Consider the following 12116-nt stretch of genomic DNA (forward strand, 5'->3'; position numbering starts at 1 on the left):
TCTGTCTGACTCAATATTAAGACCGCATAGTGCCAATTATTCGAACAACAAGCTTTGCAACGGCAATCATGATGATGCCGTTTTCCGGCCTGGTACAGGCCGCCAACTGGCAGTCTTCGGTCGTGGTTCCCACGACCGTCGAGTACGACAGCAACCCGCTGTTGCTGACGTCTGACGAGAAGGGTGTTATGCGCACACTCATCGAGCCCACTTACAACCTTGTCGGCACTTACGGCCGCGACCAGGTGAACCTGGGGCTCGGCGTGCATGTGCTGCGCTCGTCCGACACCAATGTGATGGGCAACCGTGAAGACCCCGATGTCAGCCTTGGCTGGCAACGCGATACCGACAAGGGGCGCTTCGGGCTCAAGGCGCAGTATGTCGAAAGCTCGACGCTGTCCGGCAGCGTCCTGGACACCGGTGTGGTGACCACCGACGGCACCCAGAAGATGACCCTGCTGACGGGCACCTGGACCCACGCCCTCACCGATCGCACCACCCTGGACAACCAGACCACCTACTCCCACGCCCGTTATGACATCACCACGCTGACGGGCTACGACGAGTATGCCAACGCCACTACCCTGACCTACGCCTGGAACGCCCGCACCGATGTGTTCACCGGCCTGCTGGTGCGCCGCTACGAACCCGAGCAGACCGACACGGCGCGGGCCACCAACAGCTATACCCCGACAGTCGGCGTGAAGTACCAGCTGACCGACCGGCTTGAAGGCACCGTGCACGCTGGCGTCAACCAGGTCTCCGGATCCGGGGGCGGGCGCCGTGGCGAAGGCGGGGTGTTGCTCAACTACAACGGTGAGCGTGCCGATGCCAGCTTCAGCGCCGAGCGCAGTACCGTCGCCAGCGCCGAGGGTGGTTTCGCCGAACTCGACATGGTGCGCGGGCTGTGGAGCTATGCCGTGAGCGAAACCAACCGTGTGGGCCTTGAAGCGTCCTGGCAGGACAGCAAGGGCCAGACGCCGAACACCCTGCAGACCTACAGCGCCTGGGCCAGCCATGAGTTCTCGCCGTTCTGGGACCTGCGCCTGTCGATGATGTACAAGGAACGTCAGCAGGACAACGTGCCGGATGCAGTAGCTACGATCATCGGATTGACCCTGACCTACAGACTCCCTGACCTTTGACTTTCAGCGTGGGCCCGCCATGAAGACTGAATACGAGATGTCCGTCAAAGATTACCTCGCCATCATCAAGGACCGGGCCCTGCTGCTGGGGTTGAGCATGATCGTCATCCTGGCGGTGACGGTCGGGATTGCCCTGACGGTGCCGCCCACCTTTCAGTCGACCGGCACCATCCTGGTGGAGTCGCAGCAGATCTCGCCAGAGCTGGTTTCGGCGAACAACAACAGCTTTGCCGATGAGCGCATCGAGGTCATTCGCCAGCGCGTGATGACCCGCGAGAACCTGCTGCAGATCATGGACAAGTACGGCTTGTTCAACGACAAGGGCCACCAGCTCAGTGAGTCGGACAAGATCGACCAGATGCGCAACGCGATCCTCGTCACCACCTTAAGCACCTTCGTCAAGGGGCGCGGCGAGACCACGGTGGCGTTCAACGTCTCGTTCGAGCACAAGCGCCCGGAAGTGGCCAAGGAAGTTGCCACTGAACTGGTCACCTTGTTCCTCAACGAGAACATGAAGCAACGCACCGAGCGGGCCAGTGAAACCACCGAGTTCCTCACCCAGGAAGCCAACAAGCTCGGCGCCGAGCTGGCCACCCTGGAGAACCAGCTCGCCGATTTCAAACAAGCCAACGCCAATGCCTTGCCCGAGAACCAGGCATTGCGCATGAGCATGCTGTCGCGCTCGGAGCTTGAGTACCGTGAAGTCGATCGCGACTACAAGAGCGCCCAGGAAGAGCTGCGCTACATGGAGCTGGAGCTGTCGGCGGCGAATGCGGGGCTTGCGACCAAGACCGATGGCGCACGTTCGAGTGCCCCCGACCAGATGCAGGACCTGCCCAGTCTCAAGGCAGAGTACGCCCGGCTGCTGACCCGCTACACCCCAGCGCACCCGGATGTGCTGGCGATCAAGCGCAAGATCGATGCGCTGCAGGCCAGCGGCAGCAAAGCCAACGCCGCCTCGGGCGTGAGCCTCGACGTTGCCCGGGCCCGGGCCAAGCTGGTAGCGGCCCAGGACCGGATTGCCTCGCTGGCCGAGCAGAAGCGCCAGCTGGGCAGCAAGATCGAAGGTTACGAAGCGGAGATTCTCCAGGCCCCGCAAGTCGAGCGCGGCCTGGTCACCCTGATGCGTGACCATGACAACGCGCGCAAGAAATACGAAGAGATCCGCGCCAAGGAAATGGGCGCGAAGATCACCGAAAGCCTGGAGCAGGAAAACAAGGCCGAGCGCTTCGTGTTGCTTGAGCCACCGCTGATGCCGGAGAAACCGGTAAAGCCCAACCGCAAGAAAATCGTCGCACTGGGCCTGGTGCTCGCACCTGCAGGTGGCGGGGCGTTGGTGATGCTGCTTGAGTTGCTCAATCAGCGGGTGCGTGGTGTCGGCGCCCTGGAGAGCGTGCTTGGCCGGCGCGTGCTGGTGGCCGTTCCATTCATCTCTACCCAGGCTGAACAGGCGAGACGCAAGAAGTTGCGAGTGTGGGGGATCATTGGCGCGTTGGTGATGGCGTTGGTCCTGCTGCTGCTTGTGCATCTGTTCTATATGCCGCTGGATCTACTACTGTTTAAAACTATGGCGCGGTTTGGCTAGGGAGCGCAGCAATGGACAGGAATACGCCAGCAATAGGCAAAGGCCTTCATCAGGTTCCACCTACCGAAAAACTGCCGGCACCGCTGGTTCAGCGAACCGACGTGCTTGGCCCGTTCGACTATGTGCAAACCAAGGTGGTGCCGCTGCGCGCGGAGCACCTTGAGCGCCATCGGATCGTGGCCTACAACAAGAACTCGAACATGAACTGGGCGTTCGACCTGCTGCGCACCCAGGTGCTGCAGACCATGGAAGAGAACGGCTGGCGCACCCTGGCAATCACCTCGCCGACGCCCGCGGCGGGCAAGACGGTGCTGGCGATCAACCTGGCCATGAGCATCGCCCACCACACCAACAAGACTGCACTGCTGGTCGATTTCGACCTGCGCCGGCCACGGGTCGGCAGCACCCTTGGCCTGCCTATGGATCGGGCGCTCAATGACCTGCTGGCCGACAAGGCGGGGCTTGAGGAGGTGCTGGTCAACCCGACGTTGCCACGTTTCGTGGTGTTGCCGACCCGGGAACCGATCCCGATGTCCACCGAGATGTTGTCCTCGGCCAAGGTGGGCAACCTGATCAACGACCTGCGCGATCGCTACGAGTCGCGCATCTGCATCTTCGACCTGCCGCCTTTGCTCAGCTCGGATGACGCGATCACCGTGCTGCCCAAGATCGACTGTGTGCTGCTGGTGGTCGCCAATGGCGTGAACAGCAAGAAGGATATCGAAGACTGCCTGTACCACCTGGCTACCGCCAACATGATCGGTGCCGTGTTGAACAAGGCCGAGCCCGAGACCCGCGACTATTACTGAGCAAAAGGGTGAAACGTACCCCTGGGGTCAAACCCAGGGGTATTTTTTTTCCCAGTTCCAGGCGTGACTCACGATTGCCTCAAGCGAGCTGTAGACCGGTTGCCAGCCGAGCAGCTGCCTGGCCTTGCCGGCATCGGCCACCAGCCGCGGCGGGTCGCCTGGGCGGCGCGGCGCGTCCTCGACGCGGACCTCGCGCCCCGTCACATCGCGTACGGTGTCGATCACCTGCTGCACGGAGAAGCCGAAGCCGTTACCCAGGTTGAGCGCGGTGCTGGCGCCACCGGCAACCAGGTAGTTCACTGCCAGCGCATGGGCCGAGGCCAGGTCGGCCACGTGGATATAGTCGCGAATGCAGGTACCGTCCGGGGTGTCGTAGTCGCGGCCGAACACGGTGATGGCGGGGCGACGCCCTGCGGCCGCTTGCAGGATCAAAGGGATAAGGTGGGTTTCCGGCTCGTGGCGCTCGCCACATTCACCCTCGGGGTCCGCCCCGGCGGCATTGAAGTAACGCAGGCACACCGAGCGCAACCCGTAGGCGCGGTCGAAGTCCTGGAGCACCTGTTCCACCATCCATTTGCTGCAGCCATAAGGGTTGATCGGCGCCTTGGGGTGTTGCTCGTCGATCGGGATATATTGCGGGTCGCCATAAACAGCGGCGGTGGAAGAGAAGATCAGCCGCCTTACCCCGGCGCGAACCATGGCCTGCAACAGCACCAGGGTCGCCGCCACATTGTTCTGATAGTACCTGCCAGGCTCTGTGACCGACTCGCCCACCTGGATGAACGAGGCGAAATGGAACACCGCATCGAAGGTGTATTCGGCGAACAGGGCATCCAGTGCAGCTGCATCGGCGATGTCGAGTTCCACCCACTTGACCTGGGGCCGTGTGGGCGCAAGGTCAGCCACCACCACGTCATGCCCCTCGGCCAGCAAGTGCTTGACCATGTGCGAACCGATGTAGCCTGCACCACCGACCACCAAGAACTTCATGCAAACCTCCTGGAAGCTGCTGCCCGTACGGACGTCCCTTTACGGCAACCGGGCGCGCCGGTTGCCGCAACAGGCCTTTGCAGACTCTAGATGGCTATTTGAGGAACAGCCAATTGGACATGCGCTGGCCATCGAAGCGGATGTTGTAGCGCCCATTTTGGTAGTCCGCCGGCAACTGTGTTTCTTCCCCATCGGCATTGCGCGCGAACAGTTTCAAGCCTGGCAAAGCCTTGACGCTGAGGGTGCCGGCGAGGGGTTCGACATGGAAGGGTGTCTTGTCATCCTCGCGGGGCACCGCGCGGGAGCCCAGCGAGATCAGCAACGACCGCGACTGACTCAATGGCTTGGCATCGAGGCTTTGCACCGCAACGCTGGCATAGGGGGTCTGTAGCTGGGCCTGGATGTTGCTCAGTTGGATTGACTGGCCACCCAGCCAACCGGTGGCGACCTGGGTCAGGGCGGTATCGATGGTGTATAGCCCTTTTTGCCAGTTGCGCCTGAGCTCGCCGGTGTCGCTGCTGGACTCGCTGGCGGTGGCGAGCAACAGCGACTGGTCTGGGTCATGCAGCACTTTCGCATCAGCCGGGATCACACTGGGCTGCAACCACGGCAGTTGGGGTGTGGCTGGCATGGCGATCTGCAGCCGGCCTTTCTCCCAGGCCGTGCGCAGCAGGGCCGAGTTGTTTGGGCTGATGGCACGGTTATAGAGAGTCTCGGGCGTGGGTGCGAACACGTAGCGGGTGGTGGCCTTACGCACATCCCCGCGTCGGTAGAGCAGGGCAGCGGCGGGGAGGGTGGCAAGCAGCGCCGGGTCGTTGTAGGCGTGCCAGTTGTCGGCGGTGCGCCAACCTTCGATGAATTTCTGCTGGCTGTAGGCGTACTGCATCAGCCCGTCCCAGCCCTGGTGGCTGGCGGTGCCGGCGATGTACAGCGGCAATGAGTGGCGATCGGGGGTGGGGAAGGGTTCGGCGTTCCATTCGGTCACCGTCATGGGCTTGCCGACCACCTGGGCCGCCGCAAGCCAGTCGAGCATGCCGTCGCTGGTCAATGGGTTGCGCTCCAGTTGCCCGCCGCCGCCATAGCTGTGGGCGTCGATCACATCACCCGTGGTCAGCGCCGGCAGCGCGCTCAGGCCATTGCCACCCCAGGTGCTGGTGGTGACGATCGGCACCTTTACGCCAAGCCCGCGCAGGTGCTGGATCATGTCGAGGTCGAAGCGGTGTTCCAGGTCGTTGAGGAACAGCTTCGATGGGCCTGGCAGCCAGGTCATCTGGATTTCGTCGACATTCAGGTGTTGGCGCTGGGCGAAGGCCTTGGCCTGGTCCTCGAACAACTTGTAGTGCCTGGGCACGTTCTTGTCTTTCAACAGGGCATTGCCGAAGTGCTGGGTGATGTCGTTCTCGTTGGTGATCAGCACCGCGGCGACCGCCGGGTCGTCCTTGTAGGCCAGGCCGGTATACGGGTTGACATGGGTCAGGTACTGCTCGGCGAAACCTTTCATGGCCTGCTGCAGGGTGATGTTGACATAGGCGTAGCCCTTGAGCCCTGCGGCGCCGTGGGTCTTGGGCAGCTCATCGAAGCCATAGATGTCATCCGCCGGGGTGATCGGGCGCTCCACGTGCAGGTCCAGCCACACATAAATCCCTTGGTCTTTCAGGCTCTTGATCCACAGGTCAAGCTTGCGCAGCGACTCGGCATTGAGCTGGCGCGTGTCGCGCAGGGCGGTCATGTCGCCGAAGATGTTCGGGCTGACCCAGGGCGAGTCGTGATGATGCAGGCGCACCAGGTTGAAGCCCAGGGCCGAGAGGCGCTCGGCCTGCACCTTGATCTCCTCGTCCGGGGTGCCGAACAAGGCGTAGGCCGTCAGGTTGGTGCCCCAGAAGCGTGCCGGCGTGCCATCGGCAAACTGCAACTGCTCGCCTACAGCCTTGACGAAGCCACGCTTGCCCGCCGGTATTTCCGGCGCGTTGAGAAACGACAAGTCGACCGGTGACTTGCGCCAGTCGAGTTGGTCGTCGGGCCAGCTGGCAGGGTCGACCATGCCGAAGCGCTCGGTGGGTGTCGGGCCGATGGCGATGTCGCCACTCACCTGCAGTTGCGCCTTGACCTGCTGGCGACCGGGCTCGATCGCCTCGCTGTAGAAGAACGCCCGGACTTCGCTGGGATTGCCGCGTTCGAAATACACCCTGGCCAACGCCGGCTCGAAGCGCATTTCCAGCCGACGCCCCTGCGCATCATTGCCCCATGACCAGCCGCGATTGCCGGGCAACAATTGCGGGGCGCCCATCTCTCCGGCGACCAGTGCCGGGTCGAAATGGAAGACCATGCCACCGCCCATCACCTTGGACTTTCGGCTATGGGCATCCAGGTCGAAGTTCCAGGCCAGGGTGCGTTCGCCGGGCCTGCTGATGTCCGCCCTGAGGTCGAAGTCCAGGTCCTTGTTCTTGCCTTCCAGGGTGTAGTGGTAGGGCGCGTTGACCTTGAGCGCGGCGTAGAATCCGGTCCAGTCCCAGTCAGCGCCCCAGAAATCGAACTTGGCGATCATCGCCGGCCCGCCGCCGCGGGTCACGGTCGGCAAGCCGTTCTGTTCCTCCACCTTGACCGTCCAGGCCGCAGCATGTGCCGCACAGGGAAGAATCATCAGGCCAGCAAGGAGCGTAACCCGCAGCAACGGGCGCAGAGCAGATGACTTCATTGTCGTTACCTGGGTTGGAGGCCGCGTTGGGCAATGGTTGCGGGTTGGGCCGCACGAAGCCTGCGGACCATCTGCATGTAGGCCACGCTCAGCCCGGCAACGGACCAGTACACCACGGGGATCACCGTGATGCTGCTGACCGTGAAGATGATCACCAGGATGCCCACCAGGGTGGCCAGCAGCGCCCGCCCCAGTTGGCGTTGTTCGTCATCCTTGTCCGGGAATGCCAGCATGGCCTTGCGAACCCCCCGCAGCACGCAGACGAAGAAGGCCACGAACAGTCCCAGGCCCACCAGGCCAACCCTCAGCGCAAGGTTGAGGTAGGTATTGACGATGTCGATGATGCCGTCGCCCTGGATCATCGACTGCATTTCCGGGGTATTGCGAAAATCGAACGAGCCGAACAGCGGGTTGCGCTGGATGACGATCCACGAGTTGTCCAGCAGGCGCTCGCGGTAGGTGATGTTCTCTTTTTCCAGGTTGCCGATGAACGGCAGCATGTCGAGCACCTTCTCGCCCCCCGGCACCACGGTCAGCAGCGGGATGGCCAGCACGCCGGCGACGGCCAGCAGGCTGAGGCGCTTGACCGCGCCCTTGCCGGTGGCAATGAACACGGCAACGATGATCGCCGCGCCGATCCATGGGCCGCGCGACAGAGGTGCGACCAGCCCGGCCGCCAGCAACAGCGCGCCCATGGCACGCTGCAAGGGGCTGCGCACATAGCTCTGGACGAACAGGAACAGGCCGATCGCAACGCTGATGACATAGCCCAGGGCGATGGCCTGGCCGGTGGTGACGCTGGCGCGCAGCGAGCCGCCGCGGCTCAGGTAGCTGGCCATGCTCCACTGCACGCCCATGGCCTCGAGCAGGGCGTTGTACAGCAGCCAATGGCGGACGAACTCGGCCACGCCGATCAGCGCCAGGACGAAGCCGGCCAGCACGAAGGCCAGCATGGCGTCCTTGAAGTCGCTGAGCTGGCGCAGGGCACGGCTGGCCACGTAATACGGCAGGAATACGTCGATATACAGGTAAAGCGCCTGGCGCAAGGTGTCGGTAAGGGTGGTTTCGCGCAGGTACAGCGCGCCTATCAGGACAATGCTGGCGGCCAGCAGGCGGTCGGGCCAGAGGCGCCCGAAGCCAGGTGTGTCGGCCTGCCTGCGCAGGGCCAGGGCTGCGGGCAGCAACACGCACAGGGTCAGCAGCCGGACGTGGTTCAGGTCGAACAGGTAGTTGATCACCCCGAAACCAGGTATCGGCACCGTGGCGGGGGGCATCACGAACAGCAGCATGAAGAACAGCGCCATGATGTTGCGCTCGCGCCTTCCTGCCAGGTACATGATGACCGCCGCAGCCCCGGCGTAAACCCAGAAACTGTACGAGAAGAAGGCCAGCAGCGTCAGGGCGAACCACAGGTTGCGCCGCCGCTTGAAATCGCGCTCGGGAATCAGGTCGCTGGCGGGGCCGCGTGCGAGCACGAACACCACGGTGGCGAGGAACAGAATGACGATCAGTGCACGAAAATGTTCAGGCATTGGCAACGGCACCTATCCGCTGGTAGAGGACAGCTAGCATCATGGCTAATTGAAACTATAGTGACTTCTTAGACATCCAGTCAGGGATTGAAGCCATGCCGTCTGTTGAAGTGTCTGCATCGGTGAGTCTTCGCAAGCGTGCATTAGGGGCCGGGGCCTGGAACCTGGTGTCGTTGATCGCGTCGCAGGTGATGCGCCTGGGCGGCAACCTGATCATGGCCCGTTTGCTGTTACCGGAAATGTTCGGGGTGATGGTCATCGCCACCACCGTTTCGGTACTCCTGCACTTGCTCTCCGATGTCGGCCTGCGGCAGAACATCATCCAGAGCCACCGTGGCGACGACCCGCTGTTTCTCAATACCGCCTGGAGCGTGCAGATCGTCCGTGGTTTCGTGCTCTTCGCGCTGACCCTGCTGCTGGCCCTGGCGTCCTGGTTGGCCCAGTTGGGCAACCTGTGGCCGGCAGACTCCACCTATGCTGCGCCCGAGCTGCCAGTGGTGCTGGCGGTGACCGGTATTTCGGCGGTGATCTACGGCTTCCAGTCAACCAACATAGATGTGGCGGTGCGTACTTTCCAGCAGAAGCGCGTGGTACTGGTGGAGCTGGCATCGCAGATCGTCGGGCTGGTCGTGATGCTGGTGATCGGCTACTTCACCCGCTCCATCTGGTCGCTGGTGATTGCCGGCCTGGCGGGCGCCCTGACCGGTACGTTGCTGGGCCACCTGGTGTTTCAGGGCCCGAAGAACCGCCTGCAATGGGACCGCAGCGCACTGAACGAACTGGTGGTGTTCGGCCGCTGGATCCTGTTGTCCTCGATCGTAGGCGTGCTGGCCATGTACGGCGACCGTATGTGGTTCGGCGCCAGCATGAGCGCTGCCGAGCTTGGGGTGTATTCGATCGCCGTGCTGATTCTGGGCTCGCTGCAGACCGGCCTGTTGAAACTGGTCGGCACGGTGGCGCTGCCGGCGTTCAGCGAGGCCGCCAGGGCCGGTGACCATGAGCGGCTCAAAGCGCTGTATTACCGTTTCAGGTTGCTGGTGGACCTGGCCATGCTGTTCACCTGTGGCGTGTTCATCACCGCCAGCCCACTGCTGATCGGCTGGATGTACGACGAGCGCTATGCTGGCGCAGGCACTATGCTCAGCATTCTGTCGCTGTCGTTCTTTACGCTGCGCTACACCCTGGCGCATCAGATCTGGATCGCCCAGGGGCTGACCAAGTACCAGGCCATGGACAACATCATCCGCCTCGTTGCGCTGTGGCTGGGGTTGCCGCTGTTGCTGGCCATCGGTGGCGTGCAATGGGCTATCTGGGGGGTTGCCCTGCACACGTTCCCGACCTTGGTACTGATTGTGTATGTCAATCTCAAGCTCGGTATCTTCAGTATCAGGCGCGAGCTCATGGTGTTACCGATGATCGCCGTTGGTGCACTGTTCGGTGAGTTGGCAACGCGTTTCTTCAACTGGCTTTGAACCCCTTGTAACAACGCGCGGTGCCCAGGCGTCGGCGACAGCGGTTTACCTGGTTTTGGCACAACAATGGTGGGGGCTGGGGATCATGGGCAAGCTTGTGTTTTTCACGCAGCTGTCGGGGCGCAGGGTGTTCTTGCGCAACTGTGCCGTGCTGGGTATCGGCGCAGTGGTGTTCGGCAAGACGGTGGCCGAAGGGCCTGTCACCCCTCCCGCTGATCCTGTCGGCAACGGTGCCCCGGGCGGGTTCGTGGTCATCAACGGCTGGGTCCTGCCTTCGGGCTATTTTCGGGACGGGCAGGCATGATCCGCGACTACCAGGCGCAGAAGACCCTGCGCGAGGACTATGACGTCTGCATCATCGGTGCCGGGCCCGCCGGCATTACGCTGGCGCTGCGCCTGGCGCAGTCTGGCTGGAAAGTGGTGCTGGCCGAGGGGGGCGGGCACGACTATTCGCCGCGCTCGCAGGCCCTGTACCAGTGCACCTCGACCGGCCTTGAGCTGTACCCCCATGAAACCCGCCTGCGCTACCTTGGCGGCACCTCCAATCACTGGGCAGGCCGTTGCCGTCCGTTCACGCCCTCCGATTTCGCGGTCCCGCCCCCAGGCGATCTCCCTGGCTGGCCCATCGCCTATGCCGAGGTGGAGCCATACCTGGCAGCGGCCATGGAGATTGTCGACCTGCCGCAAGGCGCACAATTCCAGGCAGAGAACGCTGGGCTCAAGGGCGGCGACTTCGAGCCGGACAAGTTCCTGCTCAGCCCGCCGACGCGCTTTGCGCAGAAATACGCTGCAGCGCTCAACGATACCGCCGGGCTGGACGTCTTCATCAACTGCAACTGCGTCGACCTCGAGTTCGAGCAGGCCACGGGACGCCTGGCGGCAGCGGTGGTGTCCGACTATGACCTGCAGCGCCAGCGGCTGGTGGCCAAGCACTTCATCCTGGCGACGGGGGCACTGGAGAACGCCCGGCAACTGCTCAACAGCACGTCCCTGCGCAAGGCAGGCGTGGTCACTCAGGATGGCCTGGTGGGGCGCTGCCTGATGGAGCACCTCAACGTCGAGATGGGCACCTTCATCCTCGAGGACGGCCAGACTGGCGAGCCGCGCCAGTACTACACCAGTGATGCCTTCGTCAGCGAATACAAGGCCGGCAAGGGCAATGTCTCGGCCACGGTGCTCGATGAAGTGCGCACCTTCGGCCGGACCGCCGAGGTCAAGCACTTCCTGGAAAACCTGCTCTGTGAGATGAACCTTGCCCACAAGGTCAACTTCATCGCCAATTTCAGCTGCCCGGGCGAAGGGGTGCTCAGCACCATGATCGAACAGTACCCCAATGCGCAAAGCCGGCTCTCGCTGCTCGAAGAGAAGGACGAACTGGGTGTGTCCAAGGCCAACGTCAACTGGGTGCTTACCGCAAACGACCGCCACACCATCCAGTGCATCGGCAGCGAGCTGGCCAAACAGTTCGTCGACACAGGCCTTGGTTTCGTCAGGCTGAACGAGTACGTGTACGACGCCGCGATACCGCTGAAGATGGAGCCTCACGCGCACCATATGGGCACCACACGGATGGCTGCCTCGGCGCAGTACGGTGTGGTCGACCGCGACTGCAAGGTATTTGGCACCGACAATCTTTATGTCGCCGGCAGCAGCATCTTCGCCACCGGCGGCGCCTCCAACCCGACCATGCCGCTGTTGCAGTTCGCCCTGCGGTTGGCGGATCACCTCGATGAAAGGCTGAAATCGGCGCGCGGTGCGCTCACCTGAGCAGTCGGCGCGGTGTCAGGGCAACAGCAGGGTGGGTAAGGGAGTGAGCGCGGGGCGGTCAGCATCAACAAGAACGAGACCGTATTCGCCTCAGGGACAGTCCAGGATCGCTTCACTTGCG

The 12116-nt window shown here is 62.8% G+C and carries 9 protein-coding genes; 6 read left to right on the plus strand and 3 right to left on the minus strand.

Features of this window, described 5'->3' with window-relative positions; all coding sequences use genetic code 11:
- Positions 1-74 precede the first annotated feature (74 nt).
- From LOY51_RS12530 to LOY51_RS12540, 3 genes are read left to right on the plus strand one after another with little or no spacing between them, the layout of a single operon-like run.
- On the plus strand, positions 75-1145 hold the full coding sequence (locus LOY51_RS12530; RefSeq protein WP_374046949.1) for a hypothetical protein: 1071 nt from the start codon (positions 75-77) through the stop codon (positions 1143-1145).
- Positions 1146-1164: 19 nt separating this feature from the next.
- The gene (locus tag LOY51_RS12535) at positions 1165-2730 is read left to right on the plus strand and encodes a GumC family protein (RefSeq protein WP_125463936.1); all 1566 of its coding nucleotides are present in this window, start codon (positions 1165-1167) and stop codon (positions 2728-2730) included.
- A gap of 11 nt (positions 2731-2741) precedes the next feature.
- Entirely contained in the window at positions 2742-3539 is a 798-nt protein-coding gene (locus LOY51_RS12540) for a CpsD/CapB family tyrosine-protein kinase (RefSeq protein WP_110992631.1), read from the plus strand.
- A gap of 27 nt (positions 3540-3566) precedes the next feature.
- On the opposite strand, the gene galE is transcribed toward LOY51_RS12540, so the two are convergent.
- The 3 genes from galE to LOY51_RS12555 form a co-directional block, all read right to left on the minus strand.
- The gene (galE, locus tag LOY51_RS12545; RefSeq protein WP_258646416.1) at positions 3567-4529 is read right to left on the minus strand and encodes a UDP-glucose 4-epimerase GalE; all 963 of its coding nucleotides are present in this window, start codon (positions 4527-4529) and stop codon (positions 3567-3569) included.
- Positions 4530-4623: 94 nt separating this feature from the next.
- Positions 4624-7224 carry a glycoside hydrolase 5 family protein gene (locus LOY51_RS12550; protein WP_258646417.1) on the minus strand — a complete coding sequence of 867 codons (2601 nt, stop codon included), beginning with the start codon at positions 7222-7224 and terminating at the stop codon, positions 4624-4626.
- 5 nt (positions 7225-7229) lie between these two features.
- The gene (locus LOY51_RS12555; protein ID WP_258646418.1) at positions 7230-8756 is read right to left on the minus strand and encodes an O-antigen ligase family protein; all 1527 of its coding nucleotides are present in this window, start codon (positions 8754-8756) and stop codon (positions 7230-7232) included.
- A gap of 95 nt (positions 8757-8851) precedes the next feature.
- On the opposite strand from LOY51_RS12555, the gene LOY51_RS12560 reads away from it, so the two are divergent.
- The 3 genes from LOY51_RS12560 to LOY51_RS12570 are packed head-to-tail and all read left to right on the plus strand — an operon-like array spanning position 8852 to position 11995.
- Complete coding sequence (locus LOY51_RS12560; RefSeq protein ID WP_125463940.1) at positions 8852-10228, plus strand: oligosaccharide flippase family protein; 1377 nt, start codon at positions 8852-8854, stop codon at positions 10226-10228.
- A complete protein-coding gene (locus tag LOY51_RS12565; protein WP_258646419.1) occupies positions 10194-10532 on the plus strand; it encodes a hypothetical protein in 339 nt (112 codons plus the stop codon). Before LOY51_RS12560 ends, LOY51_RS12565 begins: the two co-directional genes overlap by 35 nt.
- Positions 10529-11995: an FAD-dependent oxidoreductase gene (locus LOY51_RS12570; RefSeq protein ID WP_125858492.1), complete on the plus strand. Its 1467-nt coding sequence runs from the start codon at positions 10529-10531 to the stop codon at positions 11993-11995. Before LOY51_RS12565 ends, LOY51_RS12570 begins: the two co-directional genes overlap by 4 nt.
- Positions 11996-12116: the final 121 nt, after the last annotated feature.

The organism is Pseudomonas sichuanensis, assembly GCF_024749065.1.
Lineage (GTDB): Bacteria > Pseudomonadota > Gammaproteobacteria > Pseudomonadales > Pseudomonadaceae > Aquipseudomonas > Aquipseudomonas sichuanensis.